This is a genomic window from Kitasatospora gansuensis, from assembly GCF_014203705.1.
In the GTDB taxonomy this organism is placed as follows: Bacteria; Actinomycetota; Actinomycetes; order Streptomycetales; family Streptomycetaceae; genus Kitasatospora; species Kitasatospora gansuensis.
Window position 1 is genome coordinate 7877383 of sequence record NZ_JACHJR010000001.1, and the last position, 22832, is coordinate 7900214.

Sequence of the window (22832 nt, forward strand, 5' to 3'; positions counted from 1 at the left end):
GGTTTCTAGGTTATGGCGTCGGCGCTCCGAGATGATTTCGAAATATTTCGAAGTCGTCGTCGCCCGCCAGCTCAGAACCTGCACCTCCACCCGACAGCAGGAGATGAATCATGTCCAGATCTGTCACGTCCGCCCTCAGAGCGGGAGCGGCCTGCGCCCTGGCGCTCGGCCTGTTCTCGGCCGTCGCGCCGCCCGCGGCAGCCGCCCCGACCACCCTCAAGGAAGCCGCCCAGGCCAAGGGCCGCTACTTCGGCGGGATCATGAGCTCGAACTCCCTGAACAACCCCACGGCCACCTCCCTGGCCGCCCGGGAGTTCGGCGTGATCACCCCCGAGAACGAGATGAAGTGGGACACCAGCGAGCCCAGCCCGGGCAACTTCAACTACGGCCCCGGTGACCGGATCCAGGAATGGGCCGCCGGCAAGGGAATGAAGGTCCGCGGCCACACCCTGGTCTGGTACAACCCCGACGTCGAGAGCCAGCTGCCGGCCTGGGTCAAGCAGCTCCCGCTGCAGCAGGTGCGCGGGGCGATGGAGAACCACGTCACCCAGCTGGTGAAGCACTACAAGGGCAAACTGCTCGCCTGGGACGTGGTCAACGAGCCGTTCAACGACGACGGAAGCTACCGCAACAGCGTCTTCTACCAGGCGATGGGCAAGGACTACATCGCCATCGCGCTGCGCGCCGCCCGGGCCGCCGACCCCGACGTCAAGCTGTACCTCAACGACTACAACACCGAGGGCGACAACTCGCCCAAGAGCAACGCCATGTACAACCTGGCGAAGCAGCTCAAAGCCGACGGGGTGCCGCTCGACGGCATCGGCCTGGAGAGCCACTTCGAGGTCGGCACGGTGCCGTCCACCATCCAGTCGAACATGCAGCGCCTGACCGGCCTCGGGCTCGACGTCGCGGTCACCGAGTACGACAACCGGATGCAGGTCAAGGAGAAGCAGAACCAGACGCCGGTCAATCCGGGCGACCTGAACACCCAGGCCACCGAGACCAAGAACCTCGTCACCGCCTGCCTCAACGTCGCCCGCTGCGTCGGGATGTCCCAGTGGGCGGTCGGCGACGCCGACAACTGGGTGCCGCTGTTCTTCCCCGGCAGCTGGGGATCGGCGACCCTGTTCGACGTCAACTACCAGCCGAAGCCCGCCTATTACGCCGCGCTGAACGCCTTCGGCGGCGGCTCGGGCGGCGGCCAGGGTTCCACCTCGCTCGGCGCCTACGTGTGGCTCGTCGGCGCCAAGTCCGGCAGGTGCCTGGACGTCCCGGCGGGCGGGGACGGCACGCAACTACAGCTGTGGGACTGCACCGGCTCGTCCAGCCAGTCGTTCCTGCTGCACGCCGACGGCTCGGTCCGGGGCGGGGGCAAGTGCCTGGACGCCCCGAACGGCGCGGCCCCCGGCTGGAACCTCCAGGTGTGGAGCTGCTCGGGTGCCGCCAACCAGAAGTGGACGCTGACCACGGACGGAAACCTGCGGAGCAACTCCTCGGGCCTGTGCGCCGATCCGTGGGGCGGCGCCACCGGCAACGGCACGAAGCTCGTCCTGTGGAACTGCTACGTCGGCGCCAACCAGCAGTGGTCCTTCAGCTCCCGGCCCCTGATCGGCGACAACTCCGGGCGCTGCCTCGACGTGCCGCTGAACGGCGCCAACGGGTCGCTCGGACAGCTGTGGGACTGCTGGGCCAGCCCCAACCAGACCTTCACGCTCACGTACGACGGCAGCCTCCGCGTCCAGGGCAAGTGCCTGGACTTCCCGACCGGCGGGGCGCCCGGCACGAACCTGCAGATCTGGGACTGCGGGGGAACGGCCAACCAGAAGTGGACCCTGACGAGCGCCGGCACGATCGTCAACCTCGCCTCGGGCCTGTGCCTTGACACCTCTTACGGGGCCACCGGCAACGGCGCTCGGGCGATCCTCTGGACCTGCCACGGCGGGGCCAGTCAGAAGTGGCACATGTAGGACGCACGCACCGGGGGAGGGCCCTGTTGGCCAGGGGTCCTCCCCTTCCCACCCTGACCGCGAGCGCTGTGGGAGCGCTCCCGGCATCCTTTCCTCGAGGAGTTCAGACGTGAAACGACGCAGCACCACCCTGCTGTCCCTGGCGGCCCTGCTGGCGGCGGGGCTCACCGCACTCCCCGCCGTACCGGCTGCCGCGGCGGAGTCCGAGCAGCTCAAGAACGGCACCTTCGACAGCACCACCGACCCCTGGTGGGTGAGCGCCAACGTCACCGCCGGCCTGTCCGGCGGACGGCTCTGCGCGAACGTGCCCGGCGGCACCACCAACGCCTGGGACGCCGGCATCGGCCAGAACGACATCGCCCTGGTGAAGGGGGAGTCGTACCGGTTCTCGTTCTACGCCGACACCGCGCCCGACGGGCACAAGGTACGGGCGATCGTCGGCCTGTCGGCGGCACCGTACGACACCTACTTCGAGGTGGCGCCGCAACTGAGCGTCTCCGGCAACTCGTATGCGTACACCTTCACTTCGCCCGTCGACACCCCGCAGGGCCAGGTCGCCTTCCAGCTCGGCGGCAGTGCGGACGCCTGGCGCTTCTGCCTGGACGACGCCTCGCTGATCGGCGGTGTACCGCCGGAGGTGTACAAGCCGGACACCGGGCCGCGGGTGCGCGTCAACCAGGTCGCGTATCTGCCCGCCGGGCCGAAGAACGCCACGCTCGTCACCGACAAGACGACGAAGCTGCGCTGGCAGCTGAACAACGCCAACGGCACGGTGGCCGCCCGGGGTTGGACGGTTCCCAAGGGGATAGACCCCTCGTCCGGACAGAACGTCCACACCATCGACTTCGGGTCCCAGCACAGGCCGGGGCAGGGCTTCACCCTGATCGCCGACGGGGAGCGCAGCCGTCCGTTCGACATCGGCACGGCCGCCTACGACAAGCTGCGCCTGGACGCCGCGAAGTACTACTACACGCAGCGCAGCGGCATCGCGATCCGCGCGGACCTGCGGCCCGGCTACGCCCGCCCCGCCGGGCACCTGGGCACCGCACCCACCGGGGACGGGGCCGTGCCCTGCCAGCCGGGGGTCTGCGACTACACCCTCGACGTCACCGGCGGTTGGTACGACGCGGGCGACCACGGCAAGTACGTGGTCAACGGCGGTATCGCCACCTGGGAGTTGCTGAGCACCTACGAGCGCTCCCTGCACGCCCGCACCGGCCGGCCCGCCGCGCTCGGCGACGGCACACTCGCCATTCCGGAGAGCGGCAACGGGGTGCCGGACATCCTCGACGAGGCCCGCTGGGAGCTGGACTTCCTGCTGAAGATGCAGGTGCCCGAGGGGCATCCGCTGGCCGGAATGGCCCACCACAAGATCCATGACGAGAAGTGGACGGGCCTGCCGCTGCTGCCGAGCGACGACCCGCAGAAGCGCGAGCTGCACCCGCCGTCCACCGCGGCGACCCTGAACCTGGCGGCGACGGCCGCGCAGGCGGCCCGCCTGTACCGTCCGTACGACCCGGCCTTCGCCGCCAAGGCCCTGCAGGCCGCCCGCACGGCCTGGACCGCAGCGCTCGCCCACCCCGACCTGTACGCCTCCGCGAACGACGGCACGGGCGGCGGCGCCTACGCCGACGACAACGTGACCGACGAGTTCTACTGGGCGGCCGCCGAGCTGTACCTGACCACGGGGGAGAAGGCGTTCGAGACCTACGTCCTCAACTCCCCGGTCCACCAGGCCGACATCTTCGGCCCGCTCGGCTACGACTGGGCCAGGACGGCGGCCGCGGCCCGGCTGGACCTGGCGACCGTGCCGAGCGGGCTGCGCGACCGGCGCGAGGTGCGCCGTTCGATCGTCAGCGGCGCCGACCGCTATCTGGCCACGCTCAAGGCCCACCCGTACGGCATCCCGTACGCCCCCGACGGCAACCTCTACGACTGGGGCTCCAACCACCAGATCCTGCACAACGCCGTCGTCATCGCCACCGCCTATGACCTCACCGGCGACGGCAAGTACCGGGACGGCGCCGTGCAGAGCATGGACTACCTGCTCGGTCGCAACGCGCTGAACATGTCGTACGTGACCGGCTACGGCGAGGTCAACTCTCATAACCAGCACGCACGTTGGTACGCCCACCAGCTCGACCCCAAGCTGCCGAGCCCGCCCGCCGGCACCCTGGCCGGCGGCCCGAACTCGAGCATCCAGGACCCCTTCGCGCAGGGCAAACTGCAGGGCTGCAAGGGCCAGTTCTGCTACATCGACGACATCCAGTCCTGGTCGACGAACGAACACACCGTCAACTGGAACTCAGCCCTGGCCCGGCTGGCGTCGTTCGTGGCGGACCAGAGCTGAGGCTGTGACAGGGATGTTGCGGGAGGTGTGGCCCGGGTCATAGCCCGTCAGGGGCCAGGGCTGATCGACTCGGTGGATGCGTAGCTCCTGGTGTGCTCTCCCCGTTGCCCTGGCCGGCGCCTTGGTGCTCACCGCGTGTGGGTCTGAGGCGGCCGGCCCGGGGAGCGGGGGTGGGGTGGTGTCGGCCGAACCGCTGCCCGGGGCGCCCTCCTGCGGTCCGGTGCCTTCGAAGGGGGCGGCGACGCCGACGTTGCTCGGTGATCCCGCCGATCTGCGGAGGGACGGGGTGCGGATCACCGCCTTCCGGGGCAGCTGCGCCGACTTCGAGGTCACCAATCACGAGGCCGGGCCACTCTCCTACTCGATCGCCTTCACCTTCCGGTCGGCTTCCGGGGAGGCGTTGGTGACGGCTGATCAGACCGTCCCGGCGGTCGGGCCCGGCGAGACCGTGAAGGGCACGGCGGTCGCCGAGCTCGCCCGGCGGCTGGACGGTGGCGCCCCGCGAAGTGTCCGGATCGCCAAGGTGCGGAGCGTGCCGGGCGCCGAGGCGTCGGCCGAGACCGGGCCCTGCCCGCCGTCCGGGGTGCGGGTCTTCGCGGACCAGGGCGCTGCCGCGCTGGGGCTCCGGGCGGTGGGGCTGTTCCTGGAGAACTGCGGTGCGGGCACCGTTCGGTTGAACGGCTACCCGCAGCTCCAACTCCTCGACGAGCAGCACCGGGTGGTGGACGGCGTTCAGGTCCTGCAGGGCGGCAGCGCCATCGCCACCGGAGCCGACGGCACGCCGGAGCCGCTGGCCCTGGGCCCGGGCGAGCGCGCCCGCGCCACGGTGGTGTGGCGCAACACGGTCGACGTCGGCGTCGGCGAGGCCGTGCACGCGCCGTACCTGCGGGTGCGGGCGAAGGCGGACTCCGACCCCGTGATGGTGATCCCGGAACTCGACCTGGGCACCACCGGCCGGCTCGGCGTCGGCCCGTGGACGCGGGACGAGACGAAGGGGCCGGTCACCGGTACGACGCGTGGATAGCCCGGGGCTTACTTGACTTTGGTGCAGCCGGTCTCGTCCGCCTGGTGCACCGCTACGTCGCTCGGCACGGCGGTGGGTACCGGCGCGGCAGTCGGGGAGGTGGCGGTGGGGCGGTAGTCGGCGCCGAGGGTGACCACCACACCGGTGCCCGGGCCGCCCGCCACGACGGCGGACTCGGGGAGGCCGAGAGCGCGTGCGATGGCGAGGGCGGCGTCCTTCTGGTCGGCCCGCGCGTGCCGGACGGTGCTGGTGGTCACGTTCTTCGGAGCGCCGGTGCCGGCTTCGGCCTTGTACTTGAGCCTGGCCAGGGTCTCGGCCGTGCTGGTGGCCAGGCCCTTCTGGGCGGTGCTGTTGAGGACGGTGACGCTGACCGTGGCCGGATCCACCACCGGCGGCGCGGGAGCGCTCGGGGCCGGGGCGGTGGGCTGCCCTCCGCTGTGGTCCTCGCCGCCGCTGAGCGGCTTGTCCAGCCGGATCAGCGTGAAGAGGTCGCGGGCCCCGGGGTTGACCAGCTTGTTCTTCTCCTTGTAGTTCGGGTTCGGGTCGTCGTGGGTGAACGCGGTGGGCGGCTGGACGAACTCGACCTCGGACGGCTTGACGTTCTTCAGGTCGGTGGCCAGCGAGACCAGCTTCGTGGTGCCGGCGATGTTCTCGGAGACGGTGAGCGACTTGGTGGCGGCCTCGATCACCGGGAACGCCTTGGTCGGGTCGAGCAGGGTGCCCTTGTCGGTGAGCTTGCGCAGCAGGGAGGAGAGGTACGCGCGCTGCATCGAGAACCGGCCGATCGCGGTGCCGTCCCCGACGGCGTGGCGGGTGCGGACGAACTGGAGGCCCTGTTCACCCGTCAGTTTGACCGGTCCGGCCGGGATGTCGAGGTGCGAGCCCGAGTCGTCGACCGGGGAGCACAGGTTGACGTCGACACCGCCGACGGCGTCGGTGAGGTCCTTGACGCCCTGGAAGTTGACCAGGACCCAGGAATCGATCTTCAGGCCGGTCAGGGCCTGGACGGTGTCCTGTACGCAGCCGGGGCCGCCCCGGCTCATCGCGTCGTTGAGCGGCACGTGGGTCACCGCCGGGGAGACCTTGCCGTCCTTGGAGGTGCACTTCGGGATGTCGATCAGAGAGTCCCGGGGCAGGTCCAGGGCGACCGCCGCGCGCTTGTCGGGGTAGACGTGCAGCACGATGTTGACGTCGTTGTTGCCGAGGCCGATGTTCTGCCGGTCGCCGTAGCCGCCGCCGAGGCCCTTCCGGCTGTCGGTGCCGATGATCAGGATGTTCATCGCGACCCGGCCGTTGGCGTCGGCCTGGCCGGGCGGCGGCGGGGCGTTGCCCGCGCCGAGCCGGTCGGACTGGATGTTGGAGTCCAGGTGCCGCAGGTAGAGGAACGCACCCCCGCAGCCCGCGAGCAGCACCGCCCCGGCGGTCAGCAGGGTCGGCACCACCCAGCGGGGTCGGGTCTTCGGCCGGCGCTGGCCGCGCTTCTTGGCGGCCTGCCGGGCGGCCGCCCGTCCGCCGGGAGTCGGCTCGTCGTTCGGCATGGCGCGTCCCCCGGTTCTCGCGGTCGGGCCCCCGTCGGGCACCTGTACGAACCTATCGGAGATCACGCGCCAGGATTGAGATCTGTTACGGAATCAGAACGCTTCGGTGAACAGAGGTTTGATGTCCTGCCCATCGATACCGGTCAGGTCCGGTCGCCGAGGCAGAGGATGAAGGTCCTGCTGGTCCGCTTTTCGGTGTAGGTGGCGACGACTCCGGGCTCGGTGTCGCACTGCTTCTCGTCGGCGCCGTTGACCACCTTGAGGACCTTGAGGTCGGTGCCCGCGGCCGCCGAGCAGTCGACGATCGTCACGTCGGGGTCGCTGTCGCTGCCGGCGTTGTGGACGCAGTCGCCGGCCTTCGCGGCCCTCGGGTCGTCCTTGTAGAAGTAGGTGGCGGCGGTCAGGGCGAGTGCCGCCCCGACGGCCACGACGAGCGCCGCCCGGACGCCCGGGCCGAACCAGCGCCTGCGCGGTGCGGCGTTCTCCTCCGGGAGCGGCGGGGCTTCGGTGGCGTCGGGGAGCTCGGGAGCGGGGCTGGTCAAGGTCGTCCTCTGGTCGGGCGCGGCAGGGTGTCGCCAGAGAGTAGGGCATGTCATGCCAAGCGATCGAGCGGAAAAGCGAATTGTCCGACCTGGGGTGGGTTCGGCTCGATCGGGCAAAGTTCACATGGATCTACCAGAGCGAACATCCGTATGTTAGAAATGCGTCATGACTACCGCGAACCGCCTCGACGTCACCTTGCGCCTGGTCCAGGGCGCCGAGCAGATGGGTGTCGGCGAACTGGCCCGGCGGCTCGGCGTGTCCGAGATGACGGTGCGGCGGGATCTGGACGAGCTGGAGCGCCAGGGGATGGTGGAGCGGGTGCGTGGCGGTGCCCGGGCGACCGGGACGCGGGAGCGGGGGGTGGGGTTCGCGGCGCGGGAGCCGTGGCAGGCCGCCACCAAGAACCGGCTTGGCGCCGCGGTGGCGGAGTTGGTGGAGCCGGGACAGACGGTGCTGCTGGACGCCGGCACCACCACCGTGCACGTCGCGGCGCAGCTGATCGCGCGGGCGCCGCTGACGGTGGCGGTGCTCAGCCTGCAGGCGGCCGTCCGGCTGGCGGACCAGCCCGGGATCCGGCTGCTGGTGCTGGGGGGAGAGGCGCGGCCGAACGAGCAGTCGCTGATCGGGCCGCTCGCGCTGCGGGCGGTGGACGCGCTGGCCTTCGACTGCTTCGTGATGTCGATCGGCGGGGTGCACGCCGACCACGGGTGGTCGGAGTTCTCGCTCGACGACTGCGCGGTCAAGCAGACGGCGCTGGCCCGGGCGGCCAGGACCGTCGCGGTGGCGGACGCCACCAAGCTCGGGGTGCAGGCGTTCAGCCGGGTCGCCCCGCTGTCCGCCGTGGACGTCTTCGTCACCGACGCCACCGGGGCCGACCCGGACACCCACCCCAGCGGTCCGCACACCCTCACCGCCCTGCGCGAGGCCGGGGTCGACACCCGCCTGATCTGACCGTTCACCCCGCCCGAACCACCGACGAAAGGCCCCCCGATGCCCGGCAGCCCCCGCCCCCTGATGATCCTGGTCGCCGGTCCGTACCGGTCGGGCACCGGAGACGACCCGGCCAAGCTGGCCGCGAACGTCGAGGCGATGAACCGGGCCGCCCTCACCCTCTTCCGGGCGGGCCACCTGCCCGTCACCGGCGAGGCGCTGGCCCTGCCGCTGATCGAGACGGCCGGCTCCGCGAAGGTCGGCGACCCGGCCTTCGACGAGATCTTCCACCCCGTCGCCGAACGCCTGCTGGCCCGCTGCGACGCGGTCTGGCGGATCGGCGGCCCCTCCGCGGGAGCCGATCTGATGACCGCTCAGGCCGCCGACCAGGGCAAGCGGGTCTTCCACCGCCTCGACGAGATCCCGGCCGCACGGTGACGGCCGGCCTCGACACCCCCGACCGACGCGGCCGCACCCACCTCGACCGGGCCGGCCGCGACCTCACCGGCAACCCCCGGGTCAAGGTCCGCGACGTCACCCTGCTGTCCTGCCACTGGTACGTGCTGCGCACCACCACCTTCGACTACCGGCACCGCGACGGGCGGTGGAGCACCGAGCAGCGCGAGACGTACGACCGGGGCAACGGCGCCACCGTCCTGCTGTACGACACCGAACGTGGGACGGTGCTGCTCACCCGGCAGTTCCGCTACCCCGCGTACGTCAACGGCCACCCGGACGGCATGCTGCTGGAGACGGCGGCCGGGCTGCTGGACCAGGACGACCCGGAGACCGCGATCCGCCGGGAGGCCGCCGAGGAGACCGGGCACACCATCGGGGAGGTGCAGCACGTGTTCGACGTCTACATGAGCCCCGGTTCGGTCACCGAACGCCTGCACTTCTACGCGGCCCCCTACAGCCAGGGCACCCGTACCGGGGCGGGCGGCGGGGTGGCCGAGGAGGGGGAGGACATCGAGGTGCTGGAGCTGCCCTTCACCGAAGCGCTGGACTTGGTGCGCACCGGTGCGATCGCCGACGCGAAGACCATCATGTTGCTCCAATGGGCGGCGCTGGACGGCCCGTTCGGAAAATAAGTGGATATTCCGATGAGTGTGCTGTGGTGACCGCCGACACGTCGGCGGGATCCGCTGGGGTCATTTCCCCCGGAGTCGGCGCGGTTCTGTTACAGTTACGGAAGTTGCAGTTTTGGTTCCCATGACTTTTGTGTGCGCCTGCTGGTTTGAACGCAGGCGCGTTTTTGTTTCCCGGCTTCGACCGGATGGGTAATCCTCGCGGCGACGCGGCTCCCGCACAGGGCGGGCGCTGGTCAGCCTCTTGAAGGAGATTTTCTTATGGCTAACGGCACTGTGAAGTGGTTCAACGCGGAAAAGGGCTTCGGCTTCATCGAGCAGGAGGGTGGCGGCCCGGACGTCTTCGCCCACTACTCGAACATCAACGCCAACGGCTTCCGCGAGCTGCTCGAGGGCCAGAAGGTCGAGTTCGACGTCACGCAGGGTCAGAAGGGCCCGCAGGCCGAGAACATTCGCCCGCTGTAGTTTTCACTGCGCAGGCACCTGCCACGCAGGAGAGGCCCGCACCGCGCATCATGCACGGTGCGGGCCTCTCGGCATTTCTGCCGAAACCGGATGTTCACGGTTCGAGATTTCGGCCTCGTGGCATGCCGCTCCGAGGAAGGTCTTAATCCATGAACCGTTCCAGCCGTTCGTCGTACCAGAATGCCAACTCCCGTTCCGCACAGGGTTCGCGCTCCGGCGGCTCGCGCTCGTCCGGCCCGTCGAACCGTCAGCGCTCCGCCCCCCAGGGCGAGTTCGCGCTGCCCGTCACCACGACTCCGGCGCTCCCCGCCGTCGAGTCCTTCGCCGAGCTGGACATGCCGCACGCGCTGCTGACCACGCTCACCCGCCAGGGCGTCACCGCGCCGTTCCCGATCCAGGCGGCCACGCTGCCGAACACCCTGGTCGGCCGGGACGTGCTGGGCCGTGGCCGGACCGGCTCCGGCAAGACCCTCGCGTTCGGCCTCGCGCTGCTCGCCCGGACCGCCGGCCGCCGCGCCGAGCCCCGCCGTCCGCTGGCCCTGGTGCTGGTGCCGACCCGCGAGCTCGCGCAGCAGGTCACCGAGGCGCTCACCCCGTACGCCCAGTCGCTCCGGCTCCGGATGGTGACCGTGGTCGGCGGTATGTCGATCGGCCGTCAGGCGATGGCGGTGCACCGTGGGGCCGAGGTCGTCGTCGCCACCCCGGGCCGGCTCAAGGACCTGATCCAGCGCGGTGACTGCCTGCTCGACCAGGTCGGCGTGACCGTCCTCGACGAGGCCGACCAGATGGCCGACATGGGCTTCATGCCGCAGGTCACCGAGCTGCTGACGCAGGTCGAGGAGGGCGGCCAGACGATGCTGTTCTCCGCCACGCTGGACCGCAACGTCGACAAGCTGGTCCGCCGCTTCCTCAGCGACCCGGTGGTCCACTCGGTCGACCCGACGGCCGCCACGGTCAGCACGATGGAGCACCACCTCCTGCACGTGCAGGGCCACGACAAGAACGCCGTGGTGGCCCGGATCGCCTCCCGTGACGGCGGGGTCATCATGTTCACCGACACCAAGCACGGCGCGGACCGGCTGGTGGAGAACCTGCTGGCCGTCGGCGTCCGGGCGGCCGCCCTGCACGGCGGCAAGTCCCAGCCGCAGCGCACCCGGACCCTGGACCAGTTCCGCTCGGGTGCGGTGACCGCGCTGATCGCCACCAACGTGGCCGCCCGCGGCATCCACGTGGACGGTCTTGACCTGGTGGTCAACATCGACCCGCCGACCGACCACAAGGACTACCTGCACCGCGGCGGCCGGACCGCCCGCGCGGGGGAGTCCGGCACCGTGGTCACCCTCGTGCTGCCCAACCAACGCCGCGAGATGGCCCGGATGATGACCGCCGCCGCCCTCGTCCCCGGCTCCGTCAAGGTGCACTCCACGGACGAGGAACTGGCCCGGATCACCGGCGCCCGGGTCCCGACCGGGGAGCCCGTCGTGGTGGCCGACCCGGTGCGGGAGCGGCCGCGCCGCAGCCCCTCGGCCGGCGGCCGGGGCCGGGCCCGTGACCGCCGTGGCGGCGGCTCGGGTTCGGGCACCCGCAGCGGTGGTACCGGTTCGGGCAGCCGCGGCGGTTCCACCGGCCGTTCGGGCCGCTCGGGCGGGCGGGTCGGCCTCGCCGCGTAGCCGTACGGCCGCCGCCGGAACTCACCAGGCGTCACTTCAGCGAAGAGCTGTCGGATCACCACCACAAGAGGGAACCGAATGAAGCAGCTCAGCCTCGGCGTACTTGCGCAGTCCCGCAAGGAGAACGAGTTCCGGCGGCCCATCCACCCCGCGCACTTCGACCGGATCGACCCCGAGTTGCGCAGCGACATCTTCCTCGAACACGGCTACGGCGAGCGCTTCGGGTTCACGGACGAATCGTTGAAGTCACTGGTCGGAGGCTTCCGTTCGCGCGATGAGCTGATCGCCGAGTGCGACGTCATCCTGCTCGCCAAGCCCTTGGCGGCGGACCTCGCGGACCTGCGCGACGGCCAGGTCCTGTGGGGCTGGCCGCACTGCGTGCAGGACCGGGAGCTCACCCAGCTGGCCATCGACCGGAAGCTGACGGTCATCGCCTTCGAGGCGATGAACCACTGGACCAACGACGGCTCGTTCAACCTGCACGTCTTCCACAAGAACAACGAACTGGCCGGCTACTCCTCCGTCCTGCACGCCTTGCAGATCAACGGGTCGACCGGTGACTACGGCCGCCGGCTGCGCGCCGCCGTGATCGGTTTCGGCGCGACGGCCCGAGGCGCGGTCACCGCCCTGGCCGCCCTCGGCGTGCACGACGTCGACGTGCTCACCCAACGGGGCGTCACCGCCGTCAGTTCGCCCATCCACTCGGCGCGGATCGTCCAGTTCGACCGGGACGCCGCCGAACCGCGCCCGATCCACGCCCTCACCGAGGACGGCCGGATCCCGCTGGCGGGCTTCCTCGCCGAGCACGACATCATCGTGAACTGCGTCCTGCAGGACACCGCCGCGCCGCTGGTCTTCCTCGACGAGGAGGACCTCGGCCTGCTCGCGCCGGGCACCCTGGTCATCGACGTCTCCTGCGACGAGGGCATGGGCTTCAGCTGGGCGCGTCCCACCACGTTCACCGAGCCGACCTTCGTGGTGGGCGACAACGTCCGCTACTACGGTGTCGACCACAGCCCGTCCTACCTGTGGAACTCCGCGACCTGGGAGAACAGTGAAGCGCTGCTGCCCTTCCTGGGCGCGGTCCTCACCGGATCCGCGGCCTGGGACACCAGCGAGACGATCCGCCGCGCCACCGAGATCCGCGACGGCGTCATCCAGAACCCCGCCATCCTCGCCTTCCAGGACCGCGCCCCGGAGCACCCGCACCACTGAGCCGGGTGCGCCCGGGTGCGCTCCTACTTGCCGTAGCGGCGGTCGCGTTCGGCGTAGGAGCGCAGGGCCCGGAGGAAGTCCACCCGGCGGAACGCGGGCCAGTACACGTCCACGAAGTGGAACTCGGAGTACGCGGACTGCCAGAGCAGGAAGCCGGACATCCGCTGCTCGCCGCTGGTGCGGATGACCAGGTCGGTGGCGTCGGCGCCGGCGGCGGAGTACAGGTTCGCGCTGATGTCCTCGATGTCGATGCGGTCGGCGAACTCAGCGGGGTCGCCGCCCGCGTCGATGTGCTGGCGGAACGCCGTCCGGACCGCGTCCACGATCTCGCGGCGGCCCCCGTACCCGATCGCGACGTCCACCTGCGGGCCCGTGCGGCCGGCGGTCGCGGCGGCGGCCTCCTTCAGGGCGGCGGCGTGCTCGCCCGGTAGCAGGTCGAGGGAGCCGATCACGTTGACGCGCCACGGCTTTCCGGGGGCGGCCAGGCCGGTGACAGTGTCCTCGATGATGCGCAGCAGCGGGACGAGTTCGTGCTCGGGGCGGCCGGACACGTTGTCGTCGGAGAGCATGAACAGGCTGACGTGGCCGATGTCCGCCGCCGCGCACCAGGTCAGGAACTCCTCGGCCTTGGCCCCGCCGACGCGGTAGCCTTCGGCGACGTCCGTGTGGCCCATCTGGCGGGCCCAGCGGCGGTTGCCGTCCAGCATGATCCCGACGTGCCGGGGCCGGGGGAGACCGGCCAGGCCCTTCATGACGCGCTGCTCGTAGATCGGCATCGCGGCGTTGCGCATCCACGCGGGCAGAAGTGCCATGGGCCCTCCAGGGACAAATCCGGATCAACTGGACGACGAACGTACCAGGCGGAGCGTCAATCCCCCTATTCGGGCTGGTACTTGACGGAGTGAATGCCGCCCTGCCGGTCGGCGCGGTAGCCGAGGGTGGCTGCCGCTGCGGCGGCCAGGACCAGGAGGGCGACCAGGCGGAGGCCGAGGGCCATGGCCGGGACGAATTCCGCCGCCCCGGTGGGGTGGCCGCCGGAGTGGGCGGCGAGGACCGTGCCGACCGCCGCGACACCGAGGGCGGCGCCGATCTCGCGGGCTGCGGTGTTCAGGCCGGCGCCCAATCCGGCCTGGCCGGGCGGGAGTTCGGAGACGACGCCGAAGGCGAGTGCGGGTGCGGAGAGGCCCATGCCGCAGGAGAGCACCAGCAGGTAGGCGGCGTACAGCGGGTAGGGCGTGCCCGCGTCGGCGGTGGAGACGCAGAGCAGGCCGAGGCCGATCAGCAGCAGGCCGCCGCCGATCAGCGGGCGCGGGCCGTAGCGGGCCTGGAGGCGGACGGCGGCCTTGGGGGCCAGGGTCATGCCGACGGTGAGGGGCACGATGGCCAGGCCGGTGAGCGCGGCCGAGAAGCCCTTGACGTACTGCAGGTACTGGGAGTTGACGTAGAACAGCGCGAACAGGCCGAAGAAGCTCGCGGCCGAGCCGAGGGCGGCGGCCCGCAGGCGCCGGTTGCGGAACAGTCGGGGGTCGACGAGCGGGTGGGTGGCCCGGAGCGCGTGGCCGGTGAAGAGCGCGAGGAGCAGCGCGCCGACGGCGAAGCCGGTCAGGACCCGGACCGCTGCCCAGCCCTGCGAGGGGCCCTCGATGATGCCGTAGAGCACGGCGGCCAGACCGCTGATCAGCAGCAGGGAGCCGAGGCCGTCGGTGGCGGCGGGGTGCCGGGGCGAGTCGGGCACGGTGCGGGCGACGGCGCAGGCGAGGACGGCGGCCAGCGGGAGCATCGACCAGAACAGCGCCTGCCAGGGCAGGAATTGGGCGACCAGTCCGCCGCCGACGTTGCCCGCGAGACCGCCGAGGCCGAGGGCGAGCGTCCAGGAGGCCAGCGCGCGGGCCCGGCCTTCGGGGCCGGCCAGCTGGACCAGGATCGACATGGTGGCGGGCATGATCAGTGCCGCCCCGGCGCCCGAACCGGCCCGCCCCGCGATCAGCAGCACCGGCCCGGTGGCCAGGGCACTGACCGCCGCGCCGAGTGCGAACAGGCCGAGCCCGGCCAGCAGCGCGCGCCGACGGCCGTACCGGTCGCCGAGCGCCCCGGCGGGGATCAGCAGGCCGGCGAACACGATCACGTAGGCGTCGACCGCCCAGACCAGCTGACTGGAGCTCAAGTCGAGCCCGGAGTCGGCGAGTTGCGGAATCATCAGGTTGATCGCGGCGACCATGCTCTGGGCGACCAGCACGCAGGCGCAGACGGCGAACACCACCAGTCGGCCGGGTGGGGTGGTGGCGGCGGCGGGTGCCGGGACGGGCGTTCGGGCAGGCGTGGACAAGGCTCCCCCTGGAGCTGGCGTGGTTGACGGTGTGTCTGTCACCGTAGGGCGACCGGCTCCTGTCTTCCAGTGCATGTTTCACAAGGGATGAATGCGTGTGACGCAATCCAGTCTGGACCTCAACCTGCTGATCGCCCTCGACCTGCTGCTGGAGGAGGGCAGCGTCTCCGGGGCGGCCCGGCGGATGCACCTCTCGGAGCCCGCGATGAGCCGCACGCTGGGCCGGATCCGCAAGGCGCTCGGCGATCCGGTGCTGGTCCGGGCCGGACGCGGCATGGTGCCGACCCCGCACGCGCTCTCGCTGCGGGCGGAGGTGCGGGCGGTGGTCGAGCGGGCCCAGGCGCTGTTCACCCCCACCGGGCAGGTGGATCTCGGCACGCTGTCGCGCACCTTCACCGTGCTCGCCCACGACGCGTTCGCCGCCTCGTACGGGGCGGCCCTGCTGGCCCGGGCGGCGGCCGAGGCGCCCGGGGTGCGGCTGCGGTTCCTGGCCGAGAGCCACCTGGACGCGCCGACGCTGCGCGAGGGCGGCGCCGATCTGGAGGTCGGGGTGATCGACACCACCGCGCCCGAGGTACGGGTCGAGCACCTCTTCGACGACCGGATGGTCGCGGTGGTCCGCCCCGGGCACCCGCTGCTGACCGGCGGTCCGGTCACCCCGGAGCGGTTCGCCGCCGCCCCGCAGCTGAGCGTCTCCCGGCGCGGTCTGCTGCACGGCCCGATCGACACCGCGCTGGCCGAACTCGGCCTGTCCCGGCGGGTGTTGGGCAGTGCGCCGACCTACCCCGCCGCGCTGTTCATGCTGCTCGACAGTGATCTGGTGGGCCTGGCCGCCAGCCGGTCGCGCGGCCTGGCCGACGCGCTCGGCCTGGCCGTCTTCGAGATCCCGCTGACGCTGCCCCCGCTGCCGTTCGCCCTCGCCTGGCACCCCCGGCACGACGCCGACCCCGCGCACGCGTGGCTGCGTGAGCGGGTCAGAGAGCTGATGACCGCGCCGGTCGGCTGAGCCTCAGTCAAGTGGTTGGGCGAGCCGGGCCGCCCGTATCGTCAGGTGGTGGCGCTCCGGAAGGCTGGCGGTGTGCCGGGCGGCGGCGCGGTACTGCTCGGCGGCGCCGGCCCGGTCGCCGGAGAGCTCCAGCAGGTAGCCGCGGACCACGGCGGGCCGGTGACGGCCGGTCAGGCGCCCGTCGTCCCGCAGGGCGTCCAGTTCGGCCAGGCCGACGGCCGGGCCGTGCACCATGGCGGTGGCGACGACCCGGTTGAGGGCGACCACCGGGCTGGGGGCGAGCCGCTCCAACACCCCGTACAGCGCGAGGATCTGTGGCCAGTCGGTCTCCTCGGCGGTCGCGGCCTCGTCGTGGACGGCGGCGATCGCCGCCTGCACCTGGTACGGGCCGACCGGGCCGCGCGGGAGGGCGGCGGTGATCAGCGCGATGCCCTCGGCGATCGCTTCGGTGTCCCAGCGGCTGCGGTCCTGCTCGGCGAGCGGGACCAGTTCGCCCAGGCCGTCGGTGCGGGCCCGGCTGCGGGCGTGGTTGAGCAGCATGAGCGCGAGCAGACCGGTGACCTCGCTGTGCTCGGGCAGCGCGCTGTGCAGGGCGCGGGTCAGCCGGATCGCCTCGCGGGAGAGTTCGACCCGCTGGAGGTCGGGGCCCGCGCTGCTGGCGTAGCCCTCGTTGAAGATCAGGTAGAGCACGTGCAGCACCGAGGCGAGCCGGGCCGGCCGGTCCTCGGGCGCGGGCATCCGGAACGGGATCCCGGAGCTCCTGATCCGCTGTTTGGCCCGGCTGATCCGCTGCCCCATGGTCGCCTCGGGGACCAGGAAGGCGTCCGCGATCTGACCGGTGGTCAGGCCGCCGACCGACCGCAGCGTGAGGGCGATCGCGGCGGCGGGCGACAGCGCGGGGTGGCAGCACAGGAACAGCAGGAGCAGGGTGTCGTCCCGCCCGGCGGCGTCCTCGGCGTCGGCGGGCGGCGCCGCCCAGTGGTCGGCGGGCAGCTGCCCGGCGACCCGGTCCTCCCGGCGGCGCCGGGCCTGTTCGCTGCGGACCTCCTCGGTCATCCGCCGTTGGGCGACCTGGATCAGCCAGCCGCGGGGACGGTCGGGCAGACCCTCGGCGGGCCACTGGAGGGCGGCGGCGAGCAGCGCCTCCTGGACGGCGTCCTCGGCGGCGGCGAAGTCGCCGAACCTGCGCGTGAGCACGCCGAGGACCTGCGGCGCCAGTTCGCGCAGCAGGTCCTCGGCGGCCGGGTCGAGTCCGGTCAGGGGTTCACAGCTCCTCGGTCGGCGCCGACATCACCTGGCGCACCTCGATCGGCATGTTCAGCGGCTTCCCGCCCGGGCCGGGCGCGGCCGACACCCGGGCGGCGATCTCCACCGCGCGCTCGGGGCTCTCGCAGTCGACGATCCACCAGCCCGCCACCCACTCCTTGGTCTCCGCGAACGGGCCCTCGGTGACCACCGGCGCGCCGTTCGCCCCGGAGCGGACGATCTTCGCGGTGTCGGGCATCGCCAGCCCCTGGGCGTCGACGAACTCGCCGTCGGCGGCCAGCTTGCGGTTGGTCTCGCCCATGAAGCCGATGTGGGCCCGGAGCTCCTCCGGCGTCCAGGTGTCGATGGTCGGGAAGTCGACGGTCGCCGCGCTGAACTGCATCAACAGCATGTACTTCATGACCTGCTCCTCGGTGTCCTCGGCGCCCTCGGCGGGCGCCCGCACCAACAGGTAGAGGCACGCGCCGGGATTTCGACATCTCTGGCGATGATTTCGCAGAAAACTTCTCCGGAGGTGGTGGACGCGGCCCCCGGACAGAGGATCAGAGCGGGAGCACGGGCCGGGTGGAGAGGCCGTCGGTGAGGTCCGAGCCGTCCGGCCCGTACACCAGCTCGGCCAGGGACGGGTTGCGGTTGGCGGTGGCCAGCGGCAGCCAGCCCAGCAGGGCGCCGTAGGCACCGCAGGCCGACTCCCCGCCGTCGCCGCCGTGCACCGAGCTGAGGTCGCTGGTGATCTCGGTGCGGTAGGTGTCGTAGGCGATGCGCAGGCCGAAGGCGTTCCGCTGGAACTGCGGCCCCTCGTCGTCGTACGGGATCCGGTCGAGGGGACATTCGTTGCCCCAGCGGAAGAGGGTGTCCGCCCCGGCTCCGCAGGCGTGCTCCCACTCGTCGGCGCTCGGCAGTCGCAGGCCGCGGGCGGCCAGGGCGGCCGGCATGTCGGCGGGCGGCTCGGCCAGTGGCTCGTCCTGAACTGCCATCAGGACCGTGGCCAGGGTGACGTTCCGGCGCGGACTGAGCAGCTCCGCGAGGTGCGTCCGCAGATCGGGACCGCAGCTGAAGCCCTCCTCCACGCTCTCGGCGTAGTCGGCCGCCTGCTCCGGGCTCGGCTGCCAGGCGTCGAGGTCGAACCCGAGCGTCAGCCGGCCGCCGGGGATCAGGGCGAACGCCCGGCCGTCCCGCTCGATCCTGACCCGGTGCAGCGGAGCACCGAGGTGTTCGACGGTCTCGACGGCGGTCAGTCGACCGCCGACCAGCCCGGCGGCGGTGTCGGCGACTGTCCGTGCGGTCGGCAGGTCGAACGACCGCCACTGGGTGAGGCTGAGATCGGCGAGAGACATGGACCGCAGTGTTCCAGGAGCGTCCGACAGCGAGCCCCTCGGGATCAGGCGTCCACGGGCTGCTGGAGCGGGCCGTCACGGTCCCGTAGATCAGGCGGGCTGCCGCGCACCCGCCCGGCGGACGGGGAGCATGGTCGGGATCGGATCGTGCCCCAGGAAGTCGAGGATGATCCGGTTGGTCTCGGCGGGCTTCTCCAGTGGCAGCGCGTGGGAGGCGCCGGGCACGACGGCCAGTTCGGAGTGCGGAATCGTGCGGTAGAGCTCGACGGTGTGCTCGAGCGTCATCATGTCGTCGTCGCCGACCAGGACGAGGGTCGGCGCGCCGATCCCGGCCAGCTCCGCGAGGGAGATGGTCGGCTGGGTGGCGAACATCCGGAACATCTTGTCGGCCACCACCGGCCAGTGCTCGGCGCCGTCGGGTGAGACGGCGGCGTACATCTCGCGGAACGGCGCCAGCTCGGGACCGTCGGGCGTGAGATGGTCCAGCATGGCCGGGGCGGCCACGACCTCCGGGGTCGGGCGGAAGTTGGCCCCGATCGCCACGACCTTCCGGACCAGGTCGGGGCGGGCGATCGCGACGAGCAGGGCGACGATCCCGCCGTCGCTCCAACCGACCAGGTGGGCGGGACCGCGCACCACCGACTCGAGAAAGCGGACGGTGTCGTCGGCCATGTCCCGGTAGGAGAGCGGGCCCGCGACGTCGGGGGTACGCCCGTGGGCGCGACGCTCCGGGAGGAACACGCGGTACTCGGCCGCGAGGGCGGGGCGCTGGGCGTCCCAGGTCTCGTTGGTGCAGAGGCCGCCGTGCAGCAGGAGCAGCGGATCACCGTCGCCCTCGGCCTCGTACCAGGTCCTGATGCCGGAGAGCTCCACGTAGTCGCCCATGGTCACGGTCCTCTCTGGAGTGCCCTTTCCAGTCTCCGCCGGCCCTCCGCCCCGTGCCCGGTGCCGGTCAGACGGCGGTCAGTACGTGCTCGTGCGCGCCGTCGAGGACGAACCCGTTGTCGAAGCGGACCCGGACCGTCACGCTGATCCCCCGCTCCTGGAAGGCGGACCACTCGGACTGCAGGGCGTCGATCTGCGATTCGAGCCGCTTCCGGCTCTCCGTGGGCATGGTGTGGCCGTAGTCGTCGAGCAGCGCCTTGAGCCGCCGGTACTCGCGGACCTCCTCGGGCTCGGGCAGCAGCCCGTCCACCCGTTCCACGGTGCCCTCGGTGCCCGCCGCCAGGGAGAGGAATCCGACCACGGCACCCGTCGTCCCCGTCACCGCGTCGGCCAGCCCGATGTCCGCCGCGAGCCTGACCCGCCGGCCCTTCGTCAAGGTCATTGCTCTGCTGTCCCTCGGTTCGATTTCGGTTCGGTACGGGCCGCACACGGAGGCGTCCGGCGTGGCCATTATCCGCAGTGCGAGGGCTCAGACGCGTTCGAGGGGCCGGTGGGGCCCGTCCGGGAGCTCGACCGTGATGGGGTCGCCGGGGCGGACCGGGCCGCCGCTGAGGACGACGCTCATGATGCCGGCCTTGCGGACGACGTTGCCCGCCTCGTCACGGCCGACGACCCGCTTCAGCAGCCCGTCCTGGAAGTTGTCGATCTGCCGGCAGGGATTGCGCAGGCCGGTGACCTCGACGACCGCCTCGGCGCCGATCCGCAGCAGCGCTCCGACGGGCAGGCCGAGCAGGTCGATCCCGCTGGTGGTGATGTTCTCGCCGAGCTGACCGGGGGTCACCTCGAAGCCCTCCGAGCCGACCTCGGCGAAGAGCTCCTGGTGGATCAGGTGGACCTGACGGAGGTTCGGCTGGGTGGGGTCCTGGGCGACCCGCGAGCGGTGCTTGACCGTCACGCCGGCGTGTATGTCGCCCTCCACGCCGAGCCCGGCCAGCAGCGTGATGGCGGCGCGGTTGGGCTTGGTGAAGGAGTACGCCTCGTTGCTGCTGACTGCGGTGACCGTGCCGTTCATCCTGCGAACTCCCTTGACCGGTGACGATGATCCGCCGAGAGCCTAACCTGCGGCCGCGCACCAGGGCGGGCCGGTGCCGGGAGCCGCAGGCATGCTCAATCTTGCTCGGTCGGGCTGATGTTCAATCAACTATTGACATGGACAAGCGAGTTGCGCTGCACTTGTGCGCAGTTCACCACCGGCTGGAGGCCGTCATGCGCATCCGCCCCGCCCTCACTGCCGCCCTGTGCGCGCTGACCTGCGCCCTCGGCATCGCCGCGCCCGCCCGGGCCGCGGACGCCACCTTCTACGTGGACTGCGCCGCGGGCAGCGACGCCGCGGCCGGTACCTCACCCGCCACCGCGTGGCGTTCGCTCGCCAAGGTGAGTGCCACCGTCTTCGGGCCGGGTGACCGGATCCTGCTCAAGCGGGGGACGGCCTGCGCCGGGACGCTCGCTCCGGAGGGATCCGGCGCCCCCGGCCGGCCGATCACCGTCGACGCCTACGGCAGCGGCGCCGCCCCGCTGGTCGCGGGCGGCGGGGCGCCGCGTGCGGTCCTGCTGCGGAACCAGCAGCAGTGGGAGATCCGTAACCTGGAGATCACCAACACCGGTGCGAGCAAGGGCAATCGGCGCGGTGTCTCGGTCGAACTGGCCGACTACGGCACCGCGAGCCACTTCGTGCTGGAGAACCTCGACATCCACGACGTCAACGGTGCCGACACCAAGGACCTCGGCGGCAGCGGCGGCATCTACCTGACGGTCGGCGGCACCGCCGTCCAGACCCGGTTCGACGACGTGGCGATCCGCGGCAACAGCGTCCGCACCGTGGACCGGGAGGGGATCTTCTTCGTCTCCAGCTGGAACCGCTCCGGCTTCGAGACCCCGAGCGCGGGCACCTTCGTGCCCTGGACCGGGGTGGTGGTCAGCGGCAACCGGCTGAGCGACCTCGGCGGCGACGGCATCGTGGCCGGGAACACCACCGGCGTCCTGGTGGAGCACAACACCGTCGCCGGGTTCCAGCGACGCTCGGCCGGCTACAACGCGGGCATCTGGGCGTACGACTCCGACCAGGCCCTGTTCCAGTACAACGAGGCGAGCGGCGGCATCTCCACCCGGGACGGCATGGCGTACGACATCGACCAGGGGAGCGTCGGCACGGTCTTCCAGTACAACTACAGCCACGACAACGCGGGCGGCTTCTTCCTGCTGTGCAACGCCACCGGCATCCTGCGCGGGGCCGTGGTGCGCTACAACATCAGCCAGAACGACGCCTACCGAGGCTTCGAGAACTGCTCGGGCCCGATCGAGTCCGCGGACGTCCACAACAACACGATCTACGTCGGGCCCGGCATCGGCCAGTCCGTGATCCAGGAGAACAACACCACCGCGCGGCAGGTCAGGTTCCGCAACAACCTGGTGGTGAAGGCCGGTTCGGGCACCGCCTCGATGACCCTGCGCGGCGGTGGCTACCAGCTCGACCACAACCAGCTGGTCAACGTCACCGGCGCCCCCGCCGGTGCGGGCAGCACCGCCGACCCGCTCCTGCGGGCCGCCGGCACCGCCACCGACCGCGCGCACGCCGACGGTTACCGGCTCTGCACCGGGTCGTCGGCCCTGGCGGCCGGGGTGGTGGTCCCCGGCAACGGCGGGTACGACTACTTCGGCGCGCCGGTTTCCGCAGCCGCCGCACCGGCGATCGGCGCGTCCGAAGGACCGGGTGTGGACTGCGCCGGGCCGGTCAACTCCGGTGCCACGTACCGGATCGGGCGCACCGGCACCGCTCAGGTGGTGGACGTGCCCGGGGCCGTCGGCACGGGTGGTACCCAGCTGATCCAGTGGACCTGGCACGGCGGCGACAACCAGCGCTGGACGTTCACCGCCAACGCCGACGGCAGCTGGACGGCCCGCAACGCCCGGTCCGGGCTGTGCATGGACGTCAACGCCGGTTCCACCAGCGCCGGAGCGGCCGTCATCCAGTGGACCTGCTCCGGCAACGACAACCAGCGCTGGCGGATCACCCCGGCCACCGGTGGCGGCCACACCCTGGCCTCCGTCCGCAGCGGCCTGCTGCTCACCGCCGCGGACGGCACCGACGGCGCCCGGCTCACCCAGCAGCCCAACTCCGGTACCGCCGCCCAGAACTGGACCTTCACCCTCAGCTGACCCCCT

At 71.5% G+C, this 22832-nt stretch carries 21 protein-coding genes; 11 read left to right on the forward strand and 10 right to left on the reverse strand.

Features of this window, described 5'->3' with window-relative positions:
- Nucleotides 1-110 precede the first annotated feature (110 nt).
- From F4556_RS35450 to F4556_RS35460, 3 genes are all read left to right on the forward strand, one after another.
- Nucleotides 111-1967, forward strand: coding sequence for an endo-1,4-beta-xylanase (locus F4556_RS35450; RefSeq protein ID WP_184923562.1), 1857 nt, complete (start codon nt 111-113; stop codon nt 1965-1967).
- Between the two features lie 109 nt (nt 1968-2076).
- The gene (locus F4556_RS35455; RefSeq protein WP_184923564.1) at nt 2077-4317 is read left to right on the forward strand and encodes a glycoside hydrolase family 9 protein; all 2241 of its coding nucleotides are present in this window, start codon (nt 2077-2079) and stop codon (nt 4315-4317) included.
- Nucleotides 4318-4603: 286 nt separating this feature from the next.
- Entirely contained in the window at nt 4604-5341 is a 738-nt protein-coding gene (locus F4556_RS35460) for a DUF4232 domain-containing protein (protein ID WP_313069078.1), read from the forward strand.
- Between the two features lie 8 nt (nt 5342-5349).
- Here F4556_RS35460 and F4556_RS35465 read toward each other — a convergent pair whose 3' ends face one another.
- Both F4556_RS35465 and F4556_RS35470 read right to left on the reverse strand, forming a co-directional pair.
- On the reverse strand, nt 5350-6879 hold the full coding sequence (locus F4556_RS35465) for an LCP family protein (RefSeq protein WP_184923568.1): 1530 nt from the start codon (nt 6877-6879) through the stop codon (nt 5350-5352).
- A 143-nt stretch (nt 6880-7022) separates the two neighbouring features.
- Nucleotides 7023-7421, reverse strand: a complete 399-nt coding sequence (locus tag F4556_RS35470; protein ID WP_184923570.1) for an LppU/SCO3897 family protein — start codon at nt 7419-7421, stop codon at nt 7023-7025.
- A gap of 166 nt (nt 7422-7587) precedes the next feature.
- Between F4556_RS35470 and F4556_RS35475 the strand changes: the two genes are divergently transcribed.
- The 6 genes from F4556_RS35475 (at nt 7588) to F4556_RS35500 (ending at nt 12790) form a co-directional block, all read left to right on the forward strand.
- Nucleotides 7588-8373, forward strand: coding sequence for a DeoR/GlpR family DNA-binding transcription regulator (locus tag F4556_RS35475; RefSeq protein ID WP_184923572.1), 786 nt, complete (start codon nt 7588-7590; stop codon nt 8371-8373).
- Between the two features lie 39 nt (nt 8374-8412).
- Entirely contained in the window at nt 8413-8790 is a 378-nt protein-coding gene (locus F4556_RS35480) for a DUF4406 domain-containing protein (protein WP_184923574.1), read from the forward strand.
- Nucleotides 8787-9443: an NUDIX domain-containing protein gene (locus F4556_RS35485; protein ID WP_184923576.1), complete on the forward strand. Its 657-nt coding sequence runs from the start codon at nt 8787-8789 to the stop codon at nt 9441-9443. Before F4556_RS35480 ends, F4556_RS35485 begins: the two co-directional genes overlap by 4 nt.
- Nucleotides 9444-9701: 258 nt before the next feature.
- On the forward strand, nt 9702-9905 hold the full coding sequence (locus F4556_RS35490; RefSeq protein WP_030918248.1) for a cold-shock protein: 204 nt from the start codon (nt 9702-9704) through the stop codon (nt 9903-9905).
- 149 nt (nt 9906-10054) lie between these two features.
- Nucleotides 10055-11575: a DEAD/DEAH box helicase gene (locus F4556_RS35495; RefSeq protein WP_184923578.1), complete on the forward strand. Its 1521-nt coding sequence runs from the start codon at nt 10055-10057 to the stop codon at nt 11573-11575.
- 78 nt (nt 11576-11653) lie between these two features.
- Nucleotides 11654-12790: a N(5)-(carboxyethyl)ornithine synthase gene (locus F4556_RS35500; RefSeq protein WP_184923580.1), complete on the forward strand. Its 1137-nt coding sequence runs from the start codon at nt 11654-11656 to the stop codon at nt 12788-12790.
- Nucleotides 12791-12813: 23 nt separating this feature from the next.
- On the opposite strand, the gene F4556_RS35505 is transcribed toward F4556_RS35500, so the two are convergent.
- Both F4556_RS35505 and F4556_RS35510 read right to left on the reverse strand, forming a co-directional pair.
- Nucleotides 12814-13593 carry an isoprenyl transferase gene (locus tag F4556_RS35505; protein WP_376775813.1) on the reverse strand — a complete coding sequence of 260 codons (780 nt, stop codon included), beginning with the start codon at nt 13591-13593 and terminating at the stop codon, nt 12814-12816.
- A 74-nt stretch (nt 13594-13667) separates the two neighbouring features.
- On the reverse strand, nt 13668-15116 hold the full coding sequence (locus tag F4556_RS35510) for an MFS transporter (protein WP_376775769.1): 1449 nt from the start codon (nt 15114-15116) through the stop codon (nt 13668-13670).
- A gap of 91 nt (nt 15117-15207) precedes the next feature.
- Between F4556_RS35510 and F4556_RS35515 the strand changes: the two genes are divergently transcribed.
- A complete protein-coding gene (locus F4556_RS35515; RefSeq protein WP_184923585.1) occupies nt 15208-16122 on the forward strand; it encodes a LysR family transcriptional regulator in 915 nt (304 codons plus the stop codon).
- Nucleotides 16123-16125: 3 nt separating this feature from the next.
- Here the strand turns inward: F4556_RS35515 and F4556_RS35520 are convergent, their stop codons facing one another.
- The 6 genes from F4556_RS35520 to F4556_RS35545 form a co-directional block, all read right to left on the reverse strand.
- Nucleotides 16126-17382, reverse strand: a complete 1257-nt coding sequence (locus tag F4556_RS35520) for an RNA polymerase sigma factor (protein ID WP_184925724.1) — start codon at nt 17380-17382, stop codon at nt 16126-16128.
- Nucleotides 17383-17386: 4 nt separating this feature from the next.
- Nucleotides 17387-17788 (reverse strand): YciI family protein, encoded by a 402-nt coding sequence (locus F4556_RS35525; protein WP_184923587.1) that lies wholly within the window; start codon nt 17786-17788, stop codon nt 17387-17389.
- A gap of 142 nt (nt 17789-17930) precedes the next feature.
- Nucleotides 17931-18725, reverse strand: a complete 795-nt coding sequence (locus F4556_RS35530; protein WP_184923589.1) for a hypothetical protein — start codon at nt 18723-18725, stop codon at nt 17931-17933.
- A gap of 90 nt (nt 18726-18815) precedes the next feature.
- Nucleotides 18816-19610 carry an alpha/beta fold hydrolase gene (locus tag F4556_RS35535; RefSeq protein ID WP_184923591.1) on the reverse strand — a complete coding sequence of 265 codons (795 nt, stop codon included), beginning with the start codon at nt 19608-19610 and terminating at the stop codon, nt 18816-18818.
- A gap of 67 nt (nt 19611-19677) precedes the next feature.
- Nucleotides 19678-20052: a hypothetical protein gene (locus F4556_RS35540; RefSeq protein WP_184923593.1), complete on the reverse strand. Its 375-nt coding sequence runs from the start codon at nt 20050-20052 to the stop codon at nt 19678-19680.
- Between the two features lie 87 nt (nt 20053-20139).
- Entirely contained in the window at nt 20140-20682 is a 543-nt protein-coding gene (locus F4556_RS35545; protein WP_184923595.1) for an MOSC domain-containing protein, read from the reverse strand.
- A 194-nt stretch (nt 20683-20876) separates the two neighbouring features.
- Here F4556_RS35545 and F4556_RS35550 point away from each other — a divergent pair, with 194 nt between their 5' ends.
- Nucleotides 20877-22826 (forward strand): RICIN domain-containing protein, encoded by a 1950-nt coding sequence (locus tag F4556_RS35550; protein WP_184923597.1) that lies wholly within the window; start codon nt 20877-20879, stop codon nt 22824-22826.
- Nucleotides 22827-22832 lie beyond the last annotated feature (6 nt).

Excerpts from the sequence above, each read along its gene's own strand:
- F4556_RS35450 (WP_184923562.1), top strand. The coding sequence starts at position 111 with ATGTCCAGATCTGTCACGTCCGCCCTCAGAGCGGGAGCGGCCTGCGCC.
- F4556_RS35465 (WP_184923568.1), bottom strand. The coding sequence starts at position 6,879 with ATGCCGAACGACGAGCCGACTCCCGGCGGACGGGCGGCCGCCCGGCAG.
- F4556_RS35475 (WP_184923572.1), top strand. The coding sequence starts at position 7,588 with ATGACTACCGCGAACCGCCTCGACGTCACCTTGCGCCTGGTCCAGGGC.
- F4556_RS35480 (WP_184923574.1), top strand. The coding sequence starts at position 8,413 with ATGCCCGGCAGCCCCCGCCCCCTGATGATCCTGGTCGCCGGTCCGTAC.
- F4556_RS35490 (WP_030918248.1), top strand. The coding sequence starts at position 9,702 with ATGGCTAACGGCACTGTGAAGTGGTTCAACGCGGAAAAGGGCTTCGGC.
- F4556_RS35495 (WP_184923578.1), top strand. The coding sequence starts at position 10,055 with ATGAACCGTTCCAGCCGTTCGTCGTACCAGAATGCCAACTCCCGTTCC.
- F4556_RS35500 (WP_184923580.1), top strand. The coding sequence starts at position 11,654 with ATGAAGCAGCTCAGCCTCGGCGTACTTGCGCAGTCCCGCAAGGAGAAC.
- F4556_RS35515 (WP_184923585.1), top strand. The coding sequence starts at position 15,208 with ATGCGTGTGACGCAATCCAGTCTGGACCTCAACCTGCTGATCGCCCTC.
- F4556_RS35525 (WP_184923587.1), bottom strand. The coding sequence starts at position 17,788 with ATGAAGTACATGCTGTTGATGCAGTTCAGCGCGGCGACCGTCGACTTC.
- F4556_RS35530 (WP_184923589.1), bottom strand. The coding sequence starts at position 18,725 with ATGTCTCTCGCCGATCTCAGCCTCACCCAGTGGCGGTCGTTCGACCTG.
- F4556_RS35535 (WP_184923591.1), bottom strand. The coding sequence starts at position 19,610 with ATGGGCGACTACGTGGAGCTCTCCGGCATCAGGACCTGGTACGAGGCC.
- F4556_RS35540 (WP_184923593.1), bottom strand. The coding sequence starts at position 20,052 with ATGACCTTGACGAAGGGCCGGCGGGTCAGGCTCGCGGCGGACATCGGG.
- F4556_RS35545 (WP_184923595.1), bottom strand. The coding sequence starts at position 20,682 with ATGAACGGCACGGTCACCGCAGTCAGCAGCAACGAGGCGTACTCCTTC.
- F4556_RS35550 (WP_184923597.1), top strand. The coding sequence starts at position 20,877 with ATGCGCATCCGCCCCGCCCTCACTGCCGCCCTGTGCGCGCTGACCTGC.